Origin of the sequence: Bifidobacterium tibiigranuli (assembly GCF_022655035.1) — a bacterium.
Taxonomy (GTDB): domain Bacteria; phylum Actinomycetota; class Actinomycetes; order Actinomycetales; family Bifidobacteriaceae; genus Bifidobacterium; species Bifidobacterium tibiigranuli_A.
Genome location: NZ_JALCUA010000003.1, coordinates 12,736 through 33,015, shown reverse-complemented (window position 1 = coordinate 33,015; position 20,280 = coordinate 12,736). Strand labels below are relative to the sequence as shown.

At 61.1% G+C, this 20,280-nt stretch carries 15 protein-coding genes; 12 read left to right on the top strand and 3 right to left on the bottom strand.

Annotated features, from left to right (window positions below; genetic code table 11):
- Positions 1-549: 549 nt before the first annotated feature.
- The 4 genes from LKK40_RS04545 (at position 550) to LKK40_RS04530 (ending at position 3,833) form a co-directional block, all read left to right on the top strand.
- Positions 550-1,452, top strand: coding sequence for a hypothetical protein (locus LKK40_RS04545; RefSeq protein ID WP_304309577.1), 903 nt, complete (start codon positions 550-552; stop codon positions 1,450-1,452).
- A 181-nt stretch (positions 1,453-1,633) separates the two neighbouring features.
- Complete coding sequence (locus tag LKK40_RS04540) at positions 1,634-2,440, top strand: hypothetical protein (protein WP_304309575.1); 807 nt, start codon at positions 1,634-1,636, stop codon at positions 2,438-2,440.
- Entirely contained in the window at positions 2,437-2,988 is a 552-nt protein-coding gene (locus LKK40_RS04535; RefSeq protein WP_304309574.1) for a type II toxin-antitoxin system VapC family toxin, read from the top strand. The genes LKK40_RS04540 and LKK40_RS04535 overlap by 4 nt, the downstream gene beginning before the upstream one ends.
- Before the next feature lie 101 nt (positions 2,989-3,089).
- Entirely contained in the window at positions 3,090-3,833 is a 744-nt protein-coding gene (locus tag LKK40_RS04530; protein ID WP_273194234.1) for an alpha/beta hydrolase, read from the top strand.
- Between the two features lie 564 nt (positions 3,834-4,397).
- On the opposite strand, the gene LKK40_RS04525 is transcribed toward LKK40_RS04530, so the two are convergent.
- Complete coding sequence (locus LKK40_RS04525; protein ID WP_304309572.1) at positions 4,398-6,473, bottom strand: cation:proton antiporter; 2,076 nt, start codon at positions 6,471-6,473, stop codon at positions 4,398-4,400.
- Between the two features lie 189 nt (positions 6,474-6,662).
- Here LKK40_RS04525 and LKK40_RS04520 point away from each other — a divergent pair, with 189 nt between their 5' ends.
- A complete protein-coding gene (locus LKK40_RS04520) occupies positions 6,663-7,253 on the top strand; it encodes a nucleoside deaminase (RefSeq protein ID WP_304309570.1) in 591 nt (196 codons plus the stop codon).
- Positions 7,254-7,497: 244 nt separating this feature from the next.
- Positions 7,498-9,768 carry an alpha-galactosidase gene (locus LKK40_RS04515; protein WP_304309569.1) on the top strand — a complete coding sequence of 757 codons (2,271 nt, stop codon included), beginning with the start codon at positions 7,498-7,500 and terminating at the stop codon, positions 9,766-9,768.
- Here the strand turns inward: LKK40_RS04515 and LKK40_RS04510 are convergent.
- Positions 9,749-10,969, bottom strand: coding sequence for an ROK family transcriptional regulator (locus tag LKK40_RS04510; protein ID WP_304309567.1), 1,221 nt, complete (start codon positions 10,967-10,969; stop codon positions 9,749-9,751). The two genes, LKK40_RS04515 and LKK40_RS04510, sit on opposite strands and share 20 nt — an antisense overlap.
- A gap of 268 nt (positions 10,970-11,237) precedes the next feature.
- Between LKK40_RS04510 and LKK40_RS04505 the strand changes: the two genes are divergently transcribed.
- The 3 genes from LKK40_RS04505 to LKK40_RS04495 are packed head-to-tail and all read left to right on the top strand — an operon-like array spanning position 11,238 to position 14,534.
- Positions 11,238-12,581: an ABC transporter substrate-binding protein gene (locus tag LKK40_RS04505; protein ID WP_304309566.1), complete on the top strand. Its 1,344-nt coding sequence runs from the start codon at positions 11,238-11,240 to the stop codon at positions 12,579-12,581.
- Positions 12,582-12,605: 24 nt separating this feature from the next.
- On the top strand, positions 12,606-13,559 hold the full coding sequence (locus tag LKK40_RS04500) for a carbohydrate ABC transporter permease (RefSeq protein ID WP_434735025.1): 954 nt from the start codon (positions 12,606-12,608) through the stop codon (positions 13,557-13,559).
- A 57-nt stretch (positions 13,560-13,616) separates the two neighbouring features.
- Positions 13,617-14,534 (top strand): carbohydrate ABC transporter permease, encoded by a 918-nt coding sequence (locus LKK40_RS04495; protein WP_304309564.1) that lies wholly within the window; start codon positions 13,617-13,619, stop codon positions 14,532-14,534.
- 590 nt (positions 14,535-15,124) lie between these two features.
- Here the strand turns inward: LKK40_RS04495 and LKK40_RS04490 are convergent.
- On the bottom strand, positions 15,125-16,081 hold the full coding sequence (locus LKK40_RS04490) for a MurR/RpiR family transcriptional regulator (RefSeq protein ID WP_304309562.1): 957 nt from the start codon (positions 16,079-16,081) through the stop codon (positions 15,125-15,127).
- A gap of 304 nt (positions 16,082-16,385) precedes the next feature.
- Between LKK40_RS04490 and LKK40_RS04485 the strand changes: the two genes are divergently transcribed.
- The 3 genes from LKK40_RS04485 to LKK40_RS04475 all read left to right on the top strand — a co-directional run bounded on the left by LKK40_RS04485 (position 16,386) and on the right by LKK40_RS04475 (position 20,252).
- Entirely contained in the window at positions 16,386-17,969 is a 1,584-nt protein-coding gene (locus LKK40_RS04485; protein ID WP_304309560.1) for an NCS1 family nucleobase:cation symporter-1, read from the top strand.
- A gap of 203 nt (positions 17,970-18,172) precedes the next feature.
- Positions 18,173-18,907: an aspartate/glutamate racemase family protein gene (locus LKK40_RS04480; protein WP_304309559.1), complete on the top strand. Its 735-nt coding sequence runs from the start codon at positions 18,173-18,175 to the stop codon at positions 18,905-18,907.
- A 121-nt stretch (positions 18,908-19,028) separates the two neighbouring features.
- Positions 19,029-20,252: a pyridoxal-phosphate-dependent aminotransferase family protein gene (locus LKK40_RS04475; protein ID WP_304309557.1), complete on the top strand. Its 1,224-nt coding sequence runs from the start codon at positions 19,029-19,031 to the stop codon at positions 20,250-20,252.
- Positions 20,253-20,280: the final 28 nt, after the last annotated feature.

Here is a 20,280-nt window from a genome sequence, read left to right as displayed (position 1 = left end):
ACGGGTGCGTGCGCTTGGTCGCGGCGGTGCGCCGCAAAGCCAAGGCATGATTGACGACGATTCTTAGCCCAGTCTAGTTCTTCCCAGCGTCACCGTTTTCCTAGCGCCAAGTCGGACGGATAAAATTTCATAGCGAATGCGCGGCGGTGCAGGCGTTTCGACAGTGTCCGCAGACGCAATACAGCGCAATACAGTGAGATGTGCAGTGAAATACACAGTGGGGTGCATAGACAAATCCCTCTAGATTTTCAGGAATTTACCAGAAAATACCAGCGGTATGCCAAGCATCGGGTGGTTAAGTAATTCATGTCAGCAAGAGTTGGCCGGGAGCGCAAGTTCTTGATAATTGAACCCTTTCTTCTTCTCTCCTTTCTCCCCGGCGACTTTCCCCTTCGCCGGGGTTTTCTTTTGCCGCGACGACCCTGCAGCGGGTTAACGGATTGAGCCGAGTTAGCCGAGTTAAGCGGGGTTGGGCAAAATCGGGTTAGTCATAGCCCCTATAATCGTGCTTGGCGTACGACTCGTCGAGGGCCGTATCAGGGAGGCAGCATGGATGACAATTTCGACTTCTTCGACAACGAAAACAACGAGAATAACGGCTCAGAGGATTCTCGTGCTGCACGGGTGACTCAATCTGGCAGCGAACAACCCATCAACCCCGATGCCGCATTGAATGCTGGATATGCTGGATATGCTGGACCTGCTGAATCTACTGGACGTAGGCAAAGCCACGGGCATAAGCGCGCGTCGCGCCCGGCGAATCGCTGGCTGCGAGGTTTGGCCGGCCTGTGCGGCTTGCTGTCGGTGGTTGCAGGGCTGGTGGGCGTGGTGCATGCCGTGGCGCCGGCATCATTGCCGTCCGTGCCGCGTTCGCTTCCCGTGCCGCTGGCCATCGGACTGGCCGTTATCGCGTTCGTGTTGGTCATTATTGCGCGGGTCGGTCTGCCGAAAGGCGTGAGTCGGCGCGGCGTGGGAACGATCGCCGTGGTCACTGGCGTGCTCGGTCTGATGCTCGCTGGCGGCGGTTTGCTCGTGACGAATATGGTGCCCGAAGGCATTATCAAGGCGCCGGTGCGCGATGACGCGCCGACTACAAGCACCACGCAGATGGAGCACGATCTTGAGCAGGCGGCAGGCCCGTGCAGCAGCGGCTGGCGTGAACTCGGCGCTGGCTCTTATCCTGGGGTTTCGCAGGCTGCGGCCTGCATCGACACGCGAGTGGCGTTCGTGACCTTCGACAGCAAGGCCGCGGCATCGATGGAGCGGTCTGCAGCACAATCGATGATCGCCCAGCAGCTACGCAAGCGTGCGAACGACGCCCAGGCCCAAGGCGATTGGTACACGCTCAATGGCCCCCTGTGGATGGCGGTCGGCCAGAAAAGCGACATGACCACGCTGCACAAAACCTGGGGCGGCACGCTGGAAGCGCTCGGCAGCGCGACGGAGCAATAGCGGGAGCGGGAGCGCGGAGGCTATAGGCAGGCGTCGGCGCGGCATCTGAGGTATCTTTGGCCTCTTTGACCCAGAATCCCTTTCCCGTACACTGGTATGCAACAATGCAAAGAGGCAGGTGCCGGAGTCGCTGGTTGGCGTGATGCCGACTGATAGAATGCAGACAGAAAGGAGGTGTGCCATGAGTGATGGAGATTTCAAATTCAAACTGGATTGTGCGCAGGATGCTGTGACCCCGAAAGCCCTGAATCAGGCTGTATCAGCGTTCACCAAGATGCTGGCTGAGGCTGACGCGTCTGATTGGCGCATCTCCCGTTTGGAATTACATAGTATTGAGCTTGCTGCCAAACCTGTGGTGGTAGACGAGGCGGTACAGCGCTCGTTCGACGCATTAGACACCTTTGCGCGCCTCGCTGCGCGCCTCGCTGCGCGTGGCGACGTGAGGCGGGAGGAAGTGTCCCGTTTTTCCGGCTCTTTTTCGGCTCTGAGTGATTTGGCCAAGGAGACCGGCGCAGATATCATCGTCTCGTCGCAAAAGGCCGAGGGGACGTTCACGCCCGCTGTGCTCACTAATATCAATCGGCTGTTGATTCGTAGCGCTCGCAGGTCGTTCGGTCATGTTCGCGGCATTGTTGATAAGGTTATCCTGCAGCCGACCCACAGAACACTGGGCCTTGTCGATCGCATCACGCAAAGTCGGGTTGACGTGAGGTTCGGCCCATCCTTGGACTCGGTCGTCAAGCGGATTCAGATAGGCATGGAGGTTGATGCGAAGGGATTCGTACGAGCTGACGACGGTGAATTGCTGTCTGTAGAGGCACAGGAGCTGGAAATTGTTAATGCCGAGCGCCGCCCATTGACTACGGCTGAAGATCTGGAGGGACTGATTGGCCTCGATTTTACCGGTGGCCTGAACTCTGTCGATTTCATATCGGCCTTGCGTGATTCCCATGATAGTAACGGCGCAACGGCAGGAGGCAGGCGATGACTGCTACCGGAAATGAGTCATCGCAGCATTATCCTAAGCGTGCCGTGGTGGACACAAACGTTATCGTCAACGTGGCGCTTGGTGCTGAGGACACAACGGATCCGGCGTACTTACCGCGTTCCAAGCGACTGCTCAACGATGGCATAGCAGGTGACTTGGAGCTGTTGCTGCCATCGATGGTGATGATTGAATTATCCTGCAATCATATCGTTCGTTCCGGCAAATCCGGACAATTCCAAAGCCAGGAACGCCGGCATAAGAAGATGCTGCTGGAATGGTGCCGAAATAGTAACCTGACAATGGTTGATCTGACGGCCGACGCTGCAGGATGGTTCAGCGAGACTATTGCGGTGCAGAATCTGCGTCCAGGTGATGCTGCGGTTCTTGCCAGCGCGAAATACGCTCATGCTACGCACGTCTACACATGGGACAAGGGATTCATTGATACGGTGGAGCATGCGCGCGGGCAGGGGCATACCGATATCGCCGCCTGCAATCCGCCCGAACTTCCGCCTACGCAGGGCGAACTAGAACTCGCGAAAGGCTAGCAGTTGATTCGGATGCTGTGAGGAGTGTCGGTATCGGCCTTATCCGTAGTTGAATTGTCGGAATTCATCGCTTTGCCGCGATGCTGACGTATATTGTGGGTATGGCAGCTCAAGAGCGTAAATCGGTTGGTCGCGAATCCAGCGTGGTGCCCGGAAGGTTCGGTGACCCGGTGCGGGTGACGCAGGCGCGGTTCTCGCGCGGCGGGGGCAATACCGCGCCGAATCGGCCGCTGTTCCTGTGCCTGCATGGCTGGGGCTCCAACGAGGAAGACCTCGCCGACATGATGCGCTATGTCGCGCCATACAACGATTATGCGTCGCTTCGTGCGCCTCTGGAACTTGAGGCGGCGGGCAACGGGCGCTACGGATTTTCGGCGGGGGCTTACAGCTGGTTCCATGACTGCGTGCCGACTGGCGAGGACCTTGACCTTGATGCCTTTGCTGCGGCAACGGCAATCGACGAGTGGGTTGCGGCCAACATTCCCGACGGGCGCGACGTGGTGCCTATCGGCTTTTCGCAGGGCGGCGTGCTGGCAGTGCAGGTGCTGCGCGTGCATCCCGAACGTTACCGCGCAGCGATTACGCTATCCGGCTTTCTGGCCCCCGGCGCGCTTCCAGATGATGAGCGTCTCGCCGAGCACGAGACTCCGGTGTTCTACGGCTTCGGTGCCAACGACACGGTGATTCCCAAATACGAGTCCCATGCGTTCGCGGCATGGCTGGAAGAGCACACTTGGCTCACCTCCAAAAGCTATCACGGCCTCGATCACTCCGTAGGCCTTGAGGAGTTCAGCGACATCCGCCAATGGCTCCTCCTCAACAACATCTCCTCCGGCGTGCTGTAAGCCACGCGGCTGTGAGCTACAGCTCACTATCCGCGTCAACCTGCCGAGCCGTAAAACACGCAGCCCAGTGGGCTGCGTGTAGGCGAGGCCGAGCGGCCACTAAGGCCGTGAGGAGCGAAGCCGAAGGCTGAGCTACGACTGGGCAGCTACCAGACCGGGCCTCCGGATTGAAGTTAAGAGGACTGTGCCGAGCCGTTAAGCAGACAGCGCAGTGCTGAACCGTAAAGCGCGCAGCCCGGTGGGCTGCGCGTAGGTGAAGTGAGGCCCCGCCAAGGGGCCGAAGGACGATGCCGCAGGCATCGTCGGTCTGTAGGTGAGGCCGAGCGGCCGCTAAGGCTGTGAGGAGTGAAGCCGAAGGCTGAGCTACGACTAAGCAGCTATCAGGCCGGGCCTCCGGATTGAAGTTAAGAAAACTGTGCCGAACCCGTTAAACAGATATGAGCTACAGCTCGCTGTCAGCGTCGACTTGCTGAACCGTTAAGCAGACAGCCCAGTGGGCTGTCTGTAGGTGAAGTGAGGCCCCGCCAAGGGGCCGAAGGATGCAGGTCGATGCTGACAGCGAACTTAAAGTTCGCTGTCAGCATCGACCTGCATCACATACACATTTCTGCGCAAATGCTTGGCTTGGGCGCGGGACACTTCGCCGGATTCGACCATGTCGCGGATGATGCCGAGTTCGATGGCGTAGCTTTCGTGCTTGGCTTCGTCAATCTGAGTTAGCAATTTCGTGCTGACGGCGACGCTGGGGCGGGCACGCAGGGCGGTCTCCGCACGGCGGTAATCAAGGATGAGCGCCGAGCAGTATTCGGTGTCGTCTGGGTTCTGGCCCATTTCGTCATACAGATGGTCGATCACGTATTCGAGGGCGTTGAGCTGCAGGTCGCGCATATGGACGTGCACTTCGTTCTCGCTCACCAGCGGGGTGGTGCGGCGGATCTTGGCGTTGACGCGGCGTGTGAGAATCAGCGCGCGGCGCTGCATGGCGCGGATTCTGCCGCGAATCTGCGAGACGGTTCTGCCCGAAGGGTGGTCTGTGGAGACGTGACGCAGCGAGTTCATGATCTGGTCGAGCATGCGCTCGCAGGCTTCGATGCGCAGCTCCCGCTCGTGCGGATCGCCTTGAGTGCCGGCTTTCGCCTTGTCGAGCTGCTCTACGATATAGTCCTTCTCCCAGTGCAGCGCGGCGACCTGCAACTGCTCCATCTTGCGCGGGTCGCCCTGCCCGATGCGCTGCTTCAAACGGCTGATGCGCTTGGTATAGGAATCAATGACCTGCAGCACAGCACGCCGATTCTCCGGGGTGACGCGTTTGGTGAGCTCTTCGACGGTGCGCCGGACAGCTTCGATGGTGATTTCCATCATTTCGGTCGACTCGTCGTCGCTGCGATTCGGCGCGAGCAGCGGCAGCATGAAATTCGCCAGCACCAGCGTGGTGATAATGGCCCCGGAGGAGACGAAAATCAGTTCGTCGCGCAGCGGGAAGGCCGCGCCGGAGCTGATGACGTAGGGGATCGTGAACATCAATGACAGCGTGATCGTGCCTTTGGGGCCACCGAAGGTCATCACTGCGGCGGAGCGCCAGCGGTTCGCGGTCATCGTGCGGCGCAGCCCGGTCTCCTGGTTTTTGCTGAGCCAAGCCACGAGGCTCACCCACGCGAATCGCAGTCCGATGACCACCAGGCAGACCAGCACAATGATTTCGATGAGCATGGCGTGGCTGACCGCGTGATGCGTCCAACTGGTGCTCAGCGCTTTGGGCAGCTGGAAGCCGAGCAGGATGAACACCGCGCCGTTGAGACTGAAGGAGAGCACGGACCATACGCTGCCCGAGACGATGTTGGTTCTGGCCACGTTCGGCCCCACGCCGGTGCGGTCGAAGTGGATGACCAGCCCGGCTGCGACGACGGCGAGCACGCCCGAGACGTGCGCTATATCGTCGGCACCGAGGTAGATCAGGAAGGGCAGGAAGATCTCCATGAGGATTCTCGTGGTCGTGGTCTCCCAGCCGACCGATCGCAGGGTTTCGAACAGCCAATTGGCGAGCACGCCGAGCAGGAGGCCGAAGAAGGTGCCGCCGATGAAGGAGATCAGGAACTCTCCGGTGGCGTGCGCCAGCGAGAACGACCCGGTCACTGCGGCGAGGATCGAGAACTGGAAGCCGACGACGCCTGATGCGTCGTTGAACAGCGATTCGCCTTCGAGCACGCTGCGCTGGCGGTCGGTGAGCGAGGCTTCGCTGCTGATTGAGGAGACGGCCACCGCGTCGGTCGGCCCAAGCGCCGCGCCGAGCGCGAACGCCGCCGCCAGTGGGATGACCGGCCACATCGTGTGCAGCACGAAACCGATGGTCACCATCGTCATGAGTGCCAGCCCGATGGCGAGCGAGAGCGAAAGATTCAGCGTTTTCAGCAGCGCGGACTTATCGATTTCGTGGGCTTCCAAGTACAGCAGCGGTGCGATGAACAGCACCATGAACAAGTCCGGATCCAGCGTGATATTCGGGAAGAACGGCAGTTGCGCCATAAGCGCGCCCAGCGCTATCTGCACCAGCGGAGTGGAGATGCGCGGGATGAATCGGCTGAGGAAAGATGAGAGCACGACAGCGCCGACGACGTACAGAATCAGCGTGAATGCGTCCATATCTTCTCTCCCTGTGGGCCCGTTCCCTGGGCCATTATAGGGTGCGTATGTATCGGCGTTCCATCGCAGGGCGTAACCGTTGGGTGTTGGTGGTGCTGATGGCGGGCTGGGGCGAGTTGTCGGCGGGCTGGCTTGGTGAGTTGCGAGAACCAAGATGCCAGAATATCGGCCGGCGTTTAGACTGACCGTATGGGACACGACGGCATGAGGCGCAGCTACGAGCAGGCGATGCATGAGGCGCTGCAATTGGCGCGTCAGGCCGCAGATGAGGGGGAGGTGCCGGTCGGCGCGCTCGTATTGGATGCCGATGGGCAGATTCTTGGACAGGGGCGCAATCGACGCGAGAATGCTGGCGATCCGCTGGCGCATGCCGAAGTAGAGGCGATGAGAGCCGCAGCGCAGGCGTTGCGCAAGCAGCAGAGTGCTGATGGGTCCCTGACGTCCGTGGCATCCCGTGAGCCGGTACTGGCTGAGCCAGTGTCGAAGGGCCCGGTAGCGAATGAGTCAGCACCGAATGCACGCCACGCGCCGTGGAATCTTGCCGAATGCACGCTGGTGGTCACGCTTGAGCCGTGTCCCATGTGCGCTGGGGCGGCATTGCAGGCGCATGTGGGTCGTATCGTTTTTGGCGCATGGGACGCGAAGCTCGGAGCCTGTGGGTCGGTGTGGGACATCCCGCGCGACCCACACGTCGGCTCTCACCCAGAGGTCATCGGCGGCGTGGAAGAGGAAGCGTGCATGGCGCTGCTGCGCGATTTCTTCCGCACGCGCAGGCTCTAGAGCTAATTTCTTGTTCTTGGCAGGTAACACGCTGAAGGTGGAAAGAAAGCATTGGCCATTTAGCATGGAGGCCATAACAGCTCCGTGCTCGCGCACATGTTCAGCGATGAAGGGAAGCCCGATGACCTTAACCTCCATGATCCCAACCCCAGCCTCAACGCCAACGCCAACGCCAACAAACGATTCCGCGTTGCAGGTGATTACCGGTGTTGCGGCCGATGGGCGAGTGGTGAAGGCCATATATATGGCCCAGCCGAAAGCAGGCGTTGCCTTCGCGGTGGCGCTGATTGATCATGAGCTGCCACGCATCGTGCATTGGGGGCGGCCGCTGGCGAATCCGCGAGCCGTGCTGAGCATGGTCGATGCATTGCAGCCGCAGCGCATTTCCGGTGCGTTGGACGAAACGCAGTGGCCGAGTGTGTTGCCGACGCAGGCCGAAAGCTGGACCGGGGCCACGCGGTTCGTCGTGCGGCGCGGGGGCGTGGAGCTGTTCTGCAAGTTCGCGGTCACCGATGTGCGCATTGAGGATGGCGGCACGGCGGCACTCACGGTGGACGCTGCCGACGAGGAGCAGGGGGTCGCGCTGACCTGGACTTGCGAGCTGACGGCCAGCGGTTTGGTGCGGCAGCGGGCCGAAGTGCGCAACACCGGCGTGGGCGAGTTGGCCGTCGACAAGGTGGAGCTCGGCTTCGGCGTGCCTGCGGGTGCGCTTGAGCTGCTAACCACGAGCGGACATCATCTGCGCGAACGCCATCCGCAGCGCCAGATGCTGCAGCAGGAGCGCATCGAGCGCGTCTCCATGACCGGTCGACCTGATTTTGACGCGTCACTGCTGCTGACCATCGGCGTTCCCGGCTTCGGTTTCGAGCGCGGCGAGGCATACGCGGTGCATACGGCGTGGAGCGGCAACAGCGTGCTGGCTGCCGAGCGCAACGCCTATACGCAAGGCCAGATCAGCGGCGGCGAAGTGCTGCTCGGCGGGGAAATCGTATTACAAGGTCGGTCTGAGAACGGTGTACAGGATGGCGGCATTGTCAATAGTGCCGGTACCGATGCCGACGCAGCCGATTCCTCCAATCGTGCAGATTCCGACGTGTCAGGTGGCACCGGCGCAGAGCCCGACTCCTACATCACTCCGTGGCTCTACGGTGCGTACGGCGACGGACTCAACGAGATCGCCCAGCGCTTCCACGCACAGCTCCGCTCGCAGCATCCGGAACTGGCGGCCAAGCCGCGCCCGGTGATACTGAACACTTGGGAAGCCGTGTATTTCAACCATGACTTCGATACCTTGAAGGCGCTCGCGGACAAGGCCAAACAATCCGGTGTGGAGCGCTTCGTGGTTGATGACGGCTGGTTCGGCAGCCGCCGTGACGACACCACGGCTTTGGGCGATTGGCAGATCTCCCCGCAGGTCTGGCCCGAAGGGAGCAAGAGCCTCAAGGCGCTCGCGGACTATGTGCATGGTCTGGGCATGGAGTTCGGCCTGTGGTTCGAGCCTGAGATGATAAGCCCCGATTCCGAGGTGGCCCGCGCCCACCCTGATTGGATCGCGAAGCCCACGCCGAACCGTCTGCCGATGCAGGGGCGCTCGCAGCAGGTCATCGATCTGAGCAATCCGGAGGCGCACGGCTACATCCTCGGCTGCATGGACGCGCTGGTTGGCGAGCTGGGCATCGACTACATCAAATGGGACCATAACAAGCTCGTTACCGAGGCGGTGTCGCCGCGCAGCGGTCGGCCGATGGTACATGCGCAGACTCTGGCCGTGTACGAGATATTCCGCGCGCTTCGGCAAAAGCATCCGGGGCTGGAAATCGAAAGCTGCGCGTCCGGCGGTGGGCGCATCGACCTCGGCATCCTCGAATTCGCCAGCCGGGTGTGGGTTTCCGACTGCGTCGACCCGGTGGAGCGCGCCACGATTCAGCGCTACACCTCGTTGCTCGTGCCGCCCGAGATGATGGGCGAGCATGTGGGAGCCAGCCCAGCGCATTCCACGATGCGCGCCACCAGCCAGGAGTTGCGCATGGCGATGGCGTTCTTCGGGCATATGGGCATCGAGTGGAATCTGCTGAAACAATCAGCGCAATCGCTTGCCGAACTCGCGGCGTGGGTGAAGGCCTTCAAGGAGCACCGCGCCGATTTCGCCTCCGGCTTGGTCGTTCACGGCGATTGCCTTGACCCAGCCACGCAACTGGACGGCGTGGTGAGCACTGACGGGTCGAAAGTGATCTATCGCTTCACACAGCGTACGACTTCAGACACGTACCCCGCCGCGCCGGTACGCCTGCCTGGCTTGGACCCGGACGCCGTGTACCGCGTGCGGCCGCTGGCCGTGAACCAAGACCTCGGCAGCGATATCACGAACGCGCAAAGCCCAAGCGGCTGGTGGAACGCCGAAGGCATCGTGCTCGACGGTCGGGCCTTGCAGACCTACGGCCTGCGCGTGCCCTCGCTGCATCCGGCGCAGGCTGTGCTGTTCGAAGCTAAGGTGCTCAACAGTCCACTGGGCTGATGTGCCGCACGATGACCTGGGACGCGGCGGCCTTCGCCCAGAGCTGCCAGTCGTGGTCCATGATGTCGAAACGCACGGGCGCGCATTGGCTGTGGCGGTAGTGGTTGATGCCGTCGCGCACCGAGTCGGTGCCGAGCTGGGCGATGAACGCCGTCTCCCCGGCGACCATGATGGTGCTGGGCATGGCAAGATTCGCAACGATGGCGATAAGCGTGCCCAGCCGGAAACAGGTGCGGTTGATCAGGCGTGTGGCAAGGGAAGTCCCGGCGCGAGCGTCGCGTGCGAAGTCGTCGAAGCGCGCTTCATGGCCGACCATCAACGAGTACTCCTGCGCAATCGAGTCAGTCGTCAGGCACTGCGCGCACCCCACATGCCCGGCGCTGCACCGAGGCCCATCCGGGTCGATCGGAATGTGTCCGGCCAGCCCGTAGTCTTTGTCTGGATAGTCCACCGGGCTGCCATGCACCGCCAACGAATAGCCCACGCCTACGCCCATGGTGATGATGGCGAAGACGTTCAGGCCCACGCCCGAACCGAACCAGCTGGCGTCCACGAGCAGCGAGTCGATGTCGTTGAATACGCCGGCCGGCAGCCCGGTTGCTGCGGTGACCATGGCCGCGAGGTCGACAGGCTTCTCCCAATGCAGGAATGGCGAGAATGTCACGGTAGCATCGCCCTGCACATGGCCAGCCAGAGCGATGCCTACTGCGGTCGGCGCGGCAAGCCCTTGCGCCGCAAGATCCTGTGAGCATTCGTCCACCAGCTCGGCCAGACAGTCGACCACGGATGCCGGGTTTTGATCAGTGAAGCTGCGTTCATGACGTTCGATAATGACGCGGCTGTGCGCGTTCACCGCCGTGGCAATCGCCGAATTCGTATGCACTTTGATGCCGATGAAGGTTTTGGCATCGGTGCGTACCACCAGTGCCGTCTGCGGCCTTCCGCGTCGACGCTCCGTGCCGCGATCCAGCGTGAGGCTTGCGGCAGAGTTTTCGCCAAGCGTTGTCGCAGACGGCAGCTCCGCAATGACGCCCTCATGAATCAGGTCGCTGGTGATGCGCGAGAGCGCCCCTTGCGAAAGCCCGAGCCGCTCGGCCAGCGTGGTGCGCGCCACGGGCCCGTATTTCAGGATGCTCGCGGCCACGCGGTAGGTGTATTGCGAACCGGTGAACCATTGCGGTATCGGATGCGTTGCGACCATGCTATTCCCTTCACCATGTATTTTCTTTACTTAGGCAATAAAATAGTCGAAACCTTGGATTTCCGCCATCAAAGCGTCATGGCTGCGTCATATATCGCATGATGCAACGCATGATATTCGGCCGGCTGCGCGGCCCAAGAGCTCGCTTTATTTGCCGGTTTTGCGAGGCTCGCGGAGACTGGGAATGAAAACGCGCGGCGGCTACGGTTAAGAGCTACTTAGGGCCACGGCGAGGAAGCGGTGGCCGAAAGAGCAAAGGAGTCTATGTATGGACACGGATTCTCACCGGACGCACAAGCAACCGCACAAGCAACAAGGAACCCGAGAAACTCGAAGGGTCCGCGGCCCGCTGCACCGGATACTGACCAAGGCTGCGTCCTGCGTGCTCGCCATCGGCGTCTGCGCGGCAGGACTGGCGGCATGCGGGACTTCGAGTGCGTCAGAGGTCACGCTGGATTTCTTCCAGTATAAATTCGAGGCAAGTGACTGGTTCACCAAAGCCGCTCGCGATTTCGAGCAAACGCACCCCGGCATCCGGGTCAACGTGAACAATTCGCCGAATGCCGTGACCGATCTGCGCACGCGTCTGGTGAAGAACCGGACGCCGGACGTCATCACCATCAACGGCGACATCAACTACGGCATGCTCGCCGAGGCTGGCGTGTTCCACGATTTTACCGACGACCCAGTTGTTGGCACGCTTAACCCCGGCATGGTGAAAATCGCCAAGAATCTGGTCCAGACGGACGACCCGTCTCATAAGCGCCTGTATGGCTTGCCCTTCGCCGGCAACGCCAGCGGCTACATCATCAATGCGCAGCTGTGGCGCAAGGCAGGTCTCGATCCAGACAACCCGCCGACCACATATGACGGGTTCATCAATGCCCTCAAGACTTTCAAACAAAAGGGCATCACGCCGGTCGCGGCCAGCTACGGCGACCCGTGGACGCTGCAGGCCCCGCTGGCCTCGCTAAGTTCGACGCTGGTGCCGGAAAGCGAATACGCGAGGCTCAAAGCGGGCAAGACTACTTTCTCCGAGCTGTGGACACCGACAGCCCAAAAACTGGTCGAAATCTACCAGAACTATGTGCAGGCGAATCCGGGCATCACCTATCAGCAGGCCACGCAGGACTTCGCCAACGGCAAGGCCGCAGTGCTTCCGCTAGGCACCTACGCCATCCCGCAGGTTCGCCTGATCAATAAGAATATAGATATCCGTTTTGCGCAGATGCCCGCCACCAACAACACCAAGGAGCAGAAGCTCACGGCCGGCGATGACGTGATGCTGACTATGGGGGCCAACACCAAGCATCCCAAGGAGGCCCGCGAATTCATCGACTTCCTGATGTCGCGCGAGCGATTGGAAGACTATGCCAGGGCCCAGTCGGCGTTCACTCCGCTTAAGGAGACTTACGTCGGCGATAAGGCGCTGCAAGGTGTGGTGCCGTTCTTCGAGGAATCGAGACTGACTGACTTCTGTGACCATTACGTGCCGCCGAGCATCAACATCGCAGGCTTCATGACGACACTGGTGCAGACCGGCAATGTCGATCAGTTCACCAAGAGCATGCAGGCCGAGTACGACAAGGCGCAAGCGCGGAACTTCCGCTGAGACGGGAAGAAGGACAAAGACATCATGCAGCACACAACACAAGCGGCTAGTGCGCAAGCAACCAGCGTGCAATCAGCCCAACCGCACGGCAAACCCAAAAAGGTCAGCCAATTCTCCAAACGCAAGGTTGACAAGGCCTATTACTGGATGACGGTTCCGGCCGCGCTACTGGTGGTGGCCTTCCTGTACTGGCCGTTCATCCAAGGCGCCGCCTACTCCTTCACCAATTCGCAAGGCTACGGCGAATACAAGTGGATCGGCTTCAAGAACTATGGTGCCATGTTCTCGGACAGCCGCGTGATCAACGCTTACCTGTTCACGATCGTCGTCGCCATCCTCATTACCGTCGGCACGAATCTGCTTGCGCTGCTGCTTTCGGTGTTGCTCAACGGCAAGATCGCCTTCAAGAACGGCTTCCGCGCCATCTTCTTCATACCCTTCACGCTGGCGATGCTGGTCATTGGCTACGTGTTCAAATACCTCTTCATGGTGCCGATTCCCACGCTCGGGCAGGCGCTGCACATCTCGTGGCTGTCCACATCGATGCTGACGAACCCGCAGCTGGCGTGGTTCCCGATTGTGTTCCTGTCGATCTGGCAGGGCGTCGCCTACACCACGCTGATCTACTTGGCCGGACTGCAGACTATCGACGCCGAGCTGTACGAAGCAGCATCCATCGACGGCGTGAACACCTGGCAGCGCTTCTGGAAGATCACCTTCCCGCTAATCGGGCCGTTCGTGACGATCAATATGGTGCTGAGCCTCAAGAATTCGCTCGGCATCTTCGATCAGATCGTTGCATTAACGGGCGGCGGGCCGGATTCCAAGACCGAATCCGTCTCCTACCTCATCTTCACCAACGGCCTGGGCAATGGCGAGTACTCGTATCAGATGGCGAACGCAGTCATCTTCTTCATCGTGTTGGCCGTCCTCGCCTTCGTGCAGCTGCACTTCTTCGGCAGCAAGGAAAAGGTCTGACGTGATTGGCCGGTCGGATACCGAGACAGCCGATAAGACATTAAGGAGCATGAACAAATGAGCAATGCAGCAAGTTTGAATATTTCGCAATCGCAGGGTGCGTCGTCGCCCGTTGCGACGGCACCGACTGCAACGCCGCAGGGCACGACGGGGCAATTCAGGAAGGACCACAAGGTCAACTGGTGGCTCACCGCCGTGGTCGCGGTGCTGTCGCTGACGATTCTGGTGCCGCTGTATTTCACCGTCGTCACCGCGCTGAAGACCCCGGCCGAAGCCGGCACCTTCAGCTTGCCCACGAGCTGGCAATGGCATAACTTCGCCGACGCGTGGACGCAGGTCAACTACCCCAAGGCCGCGCTGAACTCCGCGATCATCACCGTGGTGTCGGTGGTGCTGACCTTGCTGACCAACACCTTCGTGGCGTACGCGGTCGCGCGGAACATGGACAAGCGCTTCTTCCGCTTCCTGTACTACTTCTTCCTAGCCATGATGTTCGTGCCATTCACGGTGATTATGCTGCCGATCGCCAAGCAGATGGGCGCACTTCATCTGGATAACTTGGTTGGGCTGTTCCTGCTGTACATGATTCTGGGCGTTGGCTCGAACCTGTTCATCGCCATCGGCTTCATCCGCTCGATTCCCGAGTCGCTTGAGGAGGCCGCGCGCATCGACGGCGCCAGCACATGGAGCATCTTCTGGAAGATCATCTTCCCGCTGATGGGCCCGATCAACGCCACCATCGCGATTCTGACCGCACTGTGGGCCTGGAACGACTTCCTGCTGCCCCTGATCATCCTCACCGACCGCAGCGCCCAGACGCTGCCCCTGGCCCAGTACGGCTTCCAGAACCAGTTCACCTCGAACTACCCAATGGCCTTCGCCAGCTACCTCATGGCCATGGCTCCGGTATTGATCGTCTACGTCTTCGCCCAAAAGTGGGTCATCAGCGGGGTAATGAGTGGCGCAGTGAAATAAGAAGAACAGCGATGTACGCTGTTCATTTCACTGCGCCGAGCGGCCCACTAAGGGCCGCTCGGTAATATTGAGCCCGGCCGTAGGCCGGTCAATAATTGCAGGACGCGGTGAAGTAAAGGGCAGCCCAACCTTAGGCCGTGCCGCATAACGGGCTATGCATCATCTGCGACAGTTATGCGCGCTAAATGCCGCAAATGATGCGCATTACATGCAAAGTGCGGTTTGCGGCATACGGCGTCACCGAATTGCAGGACGCGGTGAAGTAAAAGACTGCATCGCATCACATCGGCTCACCTTATAAACGTCACAACCCCCGCAGTATCACGAGTGCGCTGCGGGGCTTGTGACGTTTTTTGGCGTTCAATCATCACAACCCCCGCATGATTACGAGGCTTGTGCGGGAATTGCGTCGTTTGAACGCCCTGAAACGTCACAAGTCCCGCACAAGGCCCAAGAAACTGCGGGGGTTGTGACGTCTGGGGGATCTAGACGTGAACGAGCGGGGCGACAGAGCACAGGCTCCCCAGCCGAGCCAGCCGGTCAAGCCACATAGGCCGCCCTGCCCGTCAAACCGCTCCGCCACGCCACACCTACCGCCGCAGCGCGCCGCGTTCGAGCTCGTCGAGCTGCGCGAAGCCGCGGTTGATGCGCTCGATTCGTCCTTCGGCAGCCGCAGCGTCGCCAGTTTCCCCAGCCTGCTCGGTACTCTCGGCCGGCAGCCCATCGCCAAGCCCCTCAATCTCATCAAGTCCCGCAATCCTTCCAACTTCGCCATGCCCCGCCAGCTGCGCGCGCGTCGCAACCGCATCGGCGAGCAGCGCGACGAGGCTGAATGCTGCGGTGAAGCTGGTAAGAATATGGACGCTGACATCGGCTTCCAGGAATGTCGCATCGCATGACTGCGCGGTGCGGCGCAGTGTGGAGTCGCCCACCATGATTATCGGCACGCCCTGCCTGTGCAGCTCCTGCGCAATCGTGGCGAAAATCGGGGTGCGCCGCCGCACGCCGAAGAGAATCGCCAGGTCCCGCCCGTCCAGGTCCACGATTTCCTCGGCCAGGCTCTGCCCGGGCTGCGGCAGCATCATCACGTTCGAACGTGATTGGATGAGCTGTTCGCGCAGATGCAGCGCCATGGGATAGTTGTTGCGCAGGCCGAGAATCGCCACCGTTCGGGCATCCAGAATACGCGCGGCAAGCGTGGCGATCTGGCCGTCCGATATGCGGTTATAGGTACGGCTGAGGCTTGTGGTGTCGCGTTCGAGCAGATCGTGCGCGAAGTTGCCCGACGTCGAGTCGGGCGAGGCGACTTCAGGCGCGCCGGGCTGGTGGTAGCGGCGCACGTCGCGCCGGAATTCCCGGGCGTTCTTGTAGCCTAGTTTGCGAAAAAGCCTGCTGAGTGTCGGCTGCGAGACGCCGCTGAGCTGCGAAAGCTCGGCCGAATTGGATATCAGCGCATCGGTGAGGTGCCCCAGAATGAAGTCCGCGGCCTCTTGCTCCGTGGTGGTGAGCGAATCGTGAGACTGTCGGATGCGTTCGACGACATTCATAATGGACTCCCGCTGTTCTGACTGGCTTTTGACTCGGCTTTCACCATAGTAGCGGGAGAAATTGGGGAAGCGCGGCGCGACGGCAAAGACACAGCCAAATGTACGACGAAACATGCCGTTCATCGTTTGGTAGCGAAAAAGTAATTTCAACATAGCACTTCTGAAACAAACATTTCACATTATGAGGCCGTCATGAAGTCGTCAGCAAGACGATATTCCGATGCGTCGCAATGGTGTGCATTCCGGGCGGCAGCTCGGCAAGCGTCATGTCGCATCGGTTCGGGCAATCGACAAGGAGAGCGACATGACAGCAAGCACAGCAGAGGGAATAGAGTCGGTGTCAGGAGGCGGCAAAACGCCCGCACCGAAGGAGAACGACAACGCGGTAATCATCAAGGACTCCTATGACGAGCGGCTGGCGAACGCCGACCTCGCCCCGCTGAAGAAGCAGAGCTGGTCGTGGTACAACATCTTCGCGTTCTGGATGTCCGATGTGCACTCCGTGGGCGGCTATGTGACCGCAGGAAGCCTGTTCGCGCTCGGCATCGCGAGCTGGCAGGTGCTCATCTCCCTAATCGTCGGCATCGTGATCGTGCAGCTGCTCGTGAACCTGGTCGCCAAGCCGAGCCAGCGCCTGGGCGTCCCCTTCCCGGTCACCACGCGCTTCGTCTTCGGCGTCAAGGGCGCCAACATCCCGGCGGTCATCCGCGGCATCATCGCCGTGGCCTGGTACGGCGTGCAGACCTTCCTGGCCTCCGAATCACTGGACATCATCTTCCTGAAGTTCATCCCGGCCTCGCATGCGCTGGCCACTGACTACTCCTTCCTCGGCCTTTCGGCGCTGGGCTGGATCTCCTACGGGATACTCTGGGTCGCGCAAGCCGCCGTCTTCTGGCGCGGCATGGACACGATTCGCAGCTTCATCGACTGGGCGGGTCCGCTCGTCTATGCCGTAATGTTCATCCTCGCGATCTACCTCGTCGTCAAGGCCGGCGGCCCGAGCCACATCAACCTCAACCTCTCGTCCGGCGCGCCGCTGAGCTTCGGCAAGTCCATCCCGGTCATGATTACCGCTGTAGCGCTCGTCGTGTCGTACTTCGCCGGCCCGATGCTCAACTTCGGTGATTTCTCGCGCTATGCGACCACCTACAAAAGCGTCAAGAAGGGCAACTTCTGGGGCCTGCCGGTGAACTTCCTCGTCTTCTCGCTGCTCACCGTCGTCTGCGCCTCCGCCACCGTCCCGGTGTTCGGCGAGCTCATAACCGACCCGATCAAGACGGTCGAGCATATCGGCACGCCCTTCGCGGTGCTGCTGGGCGGCCTGACCTTCGTGACCGCGACGGTCGGCATCAACATCGTGGCGAACTTCGTCTCGCCGGCCTTCGACTTCTCGCACGTCAACCCGCAGAAGATCAGCTGGCGCATGGGCGGCATGATCGCCGCCGTCGGCTCGGTCATCATCACGCCGTGGAACTGGTACGCCAACGACCAGGCGATCCACTACACGCTGGATCTGCTCGGTTCGCTGATCGGCCCGCTCTTCGGCATCCTCATCGCCGGCTACTTCGTGGTCTCCAAGCAGCGCGTGCTGCTTGACGACATGTTCACGCTGAACCCGACCGGTCACTACTGGTACCGCAACGGCTTCAATCCGAATGCCTGGCTGGCCCTGGTCCTGGCAGGCATCCCCGGCATCGCCAGCGCCATCCTGCCGACACCGCTCAAGCAGCTGGGCATAGTCGACATCACGCAGCTGTCGAACTACAGCTGGTTCATCGGCGCGGGCCTGGGCTATCTGGCCTTCGTGCTGCTGGAACGCTACCGTCCGCAGATGCCGCATCTTGAGGCCAGCGAGCCGGGCGTGTACGACGGCGCCATCGCGGACTAGGTAGTAAAGTCTGCACGAGCATAAGCTGTTTGCGGTGCGTATGGCGTGGCAATCACGCTGCACGCACCGCACGGCGATATGTAAATATTTAAGCAGCGGCATGCAAACGTCGCCGTTTAAGCAGTGCTGTTTAAATAGTGCCGTCCAGACAGTGCCATTCAAGCAGTGCCGTTCAGACAGCAGCGTTCACAAGGAGACGAATCGTGAAGATCAAGGTCATCAACCCCAACACCACGCTTTCGATGACGCGTTCCATCGGCGAGGCGGCCCGCGCCGCCGTGAGCGAAGGGACCGTCATCGAGGCCGTGAGCCCGAGCATGGGCCCGGTGTCGATCGAAGGCCATTATGACGAGGCGCTGGCCTCTGTCGGCGTGATCGACGAGGTGCGCAAAGGGGAGGCTGACGGTGTCGACGCCTATGTGCTTGCATGCTTCGGCGACCCGGGGCTGATGGCGGCGCGCGAGCTGGCGACCGGTCCGGTGATCGGCATCGCGCAGGCGGCATTCCACGCCGCGAGCTTCGCCGGGCGCTCCTTCGCCATCGTCACCACGCTGGGCCGCACGCTCGGCCGCGCACGAGACTTGGTGTTGGAATACGGCTTTGAGCGCCAATGCGTGGCCTATCGCGCCTGCGAGGTGCCGGTGCTCGGCCTCGAAAGCGACGAGGAAGGCTCCTACCGCGCGCTGGAAGCCGAATGCCTTGACGTGCTGGAGAGCACGCATGCCGACGCGATTGTGCTTGGCTGCGCGGGCATGGCCAAGATGTGCGCGCGGCTCAGCGACCGCTTGGGCGTGCCGGTTGTGGACGGCGTGGCGGCAGGCGCGGCTTTCGCCGAAAGCCTTGTACGCATAGGCGTCGGCACCTGCAAAACCGGCGAATTCGCCGCTCCGCTTCCCAAGCAGGTTGATGGTCTATTGGAAAGCTTCTCGGTATCGTAGTGAAATTTTAATTTCTATGAGGTAACTTTAGAAAGAAAGATTTCATAACGAAGCAATACGCCGGGTCTGGCGCAGGCAGTATCAGTCTGCGTGCGCCGCCCGAGCCGAAAAGGAGTATTCCATGTCGCACACCATAGCGCCGCTGAACCCGCCGCACCGCCTGCTGATGGCACCGGGGCCGGTGAATGTCGACCCGCGCGTGCTGCAGGCCATGTCCAAGCCGACGGTCGGGCAGTTCGATCCCTACATGTTCAAGGTCATGGGCGAGGTGCAGGAAATGCTGCGCACGATTTTCAAGACCGAGAACAAGCAGACGATGGTGGTTGACGGCACATCGCGCTCGGCCATCGAAGCGGCCTTCGTCTCCGTGCTGGCACCGGGCGACCCGGTGCTGGTGTGCTGTGCGGGGCGTTTCGGCCTGCTGCTCAAGGAGATCGCGGAGCGGTGCGGCGCGGATGTACACGCTATCGAGAAGCCCTGGGGCGAGGTGTTCTCCATCGAGGAGATCACACAGGCCATCGAAAGCGTCAAGCCGAAGCTCGTGGCGACCGTCCACGGCGACACCTCCACGACGATGCGCCAGCCGCTCGAAGGGCTGGGCGAGATATGCCACCGCAACGGTGCGCTGCTGTACACCGACTCCACGGCCGCTCTGCTCGGCAACGACCTGCGCGCCGACGAATGGGGCATCGATATCGTGACCACCGGCATGCAGAAGTGCTTCGGCGGCCCCTCCGGCATGGCCCCGATAACCGTGTCCGAGCGCGCAGTGGCCGTGATGGAGCAGCGCAAAAGCATCGAGGCGGGTGTTGCTGACTCTGAAGAAGAAATCAGCGGCTCGCGCATCCACAGCAACTACTTCGATCTGCCGCAGATCTTCGATTACTGGGGTCCGCGTCACCTCAACCACCACACCGAAGCCACGCATATGCTCTACGCCGTGCACGAGGCCTGCCGCCTCGTGGTCGAAGAGGGCGTTGACGCCGTCATCGAGCGGCATCGGCTCAACGGCGCGGCCATGGCTGCGGCGGTGCAGGGTATGGGACTGTCGCTGTACGGCGACCAGGCCAACCGCATGAATGACGTCATCGGCGTGAAGATTCCCGCTGGCGCGGACGATGTGGCAGTGCGTGGGCAACTGTTGGGCGACTTCGGCGTGGAGATCGCGTCGTCCTTCGGCCCGCTCAAGGGCACCATCTGGCGCATCGGCGTGATGGGGGCCAATGCCCGCAAGGACGCGGTGCTCACTGCGGCGGCGGCGCTCGGCTCCGTGCTGGAACGCCAAGGCGTGGCGGTGAACACGGAGAAGGGCATCGAAGCGGCGCTGGCGGTTTACGGAGCATGAAACGCAGCTCGGTAGACTGTGCAGCTTG

Excerpts from the sequence above, each read along its gene's own strand:
- LKK40_RS04525 (WP_304309572.1), bottom strand. The coding sequence starts at position 6,473 with ATGGACGCATTCACGCTGATTCTGTACGTCGTCGGCGCTGTCGTGCTC.
- LKK40_RS04530 (WP_273194234.1), top strand. The coding sequence starts at position 3,090 with ATGGCAGCTCAAGAGCGTAAATCGGTTGGTCGCGAATCCAGCGTGGTG.
- LKK40_RS04510 (WP_304309567.1), bottom strand. The coding sequence starts at position 10,969 with ATGGTCGCAACGCATCCGATACCGCAATGGTTCACCGGTTCGCAATAC.
- LKK40_RS04500 (WP_434735025.1), top strand. The coding sequence starts at position 12,606 with ATGCAGCACACAACACAAGCGGCTAGTGCGCAAGCAACCAGCGTGCAA.
- LKK40_RS04535 (WP_304309574.1), top strand. The coding sequence starts at position 2,437 with ATGACTGCTACCGGAAATGAGTCATCGCAGCATTATCCTAAGCGTGCC.
- LKK40_RS04540 (WP_304309575.1), top strand. The coding sequence starts at position 1,634 with ATGAGTGATGGAGATTTCAAATTCAAACTGGATTGTGCGCAGGATGCT.
- LKK40_RS04490 (WP_304309562.1), bottom strand. The coding sequence starts at position 16,081 with ATGAATGTCGTCGAACGCATCCGACAGTCTCACGATTCGCTCACCACC.
- LKK40_RS04495 (WP_304309564.1), top strand. The coding sequence starts at position 13,617 with ATGAGCAATGCAGCAAGTTTGAATATTTCGCAATCGCAGGGTGCGTCG.
- LKK40_RS04545 (WP_304309577.1), top strand. The coding sequence starts at position 550 with ATGGATGACAATTTCGACTTCTTCGACAACGAAAACAACGAGAATAAC.
- LKK40_RS04515 (WP_304309569.1), top strand. The coding sequence starts at position 7,498 with ATGGCCCAGCCGAAAGCAGGCGTTGCCTTCGCGGTGGCGCTGATTGAT.
- LKK40_RS04520 (WP_304309570.1), top strand. The coding sequence starts at position 6,663 with ATGGGACACGACGGCATGAGGCGCAGCTACGAGCAGGCGATGCATGAG.
- LKK40_RS04475 (WP_304309557.1), top strand. The coding sequence starts at position 19,029 with ATGTCGCACACCATAGCGCCGCTGAACCCGCCGCACCGCCTGCTGATG.
- LKK40_RS04485 (WP_304309560.1), top strand. The coding sequence starts at position 16,386 with ATGACAGCAAGCACAGCAGAGGGAATAGAGTCGGTGTCAGGAGGCGGC.
- LKK40_RS04505 (WP_304309566.1), top strand. The coding sequence starts at position 11,238 with ATGGACACGGATTCTCACCGGACGCACAAGCAACCGCACAAGCAACAA.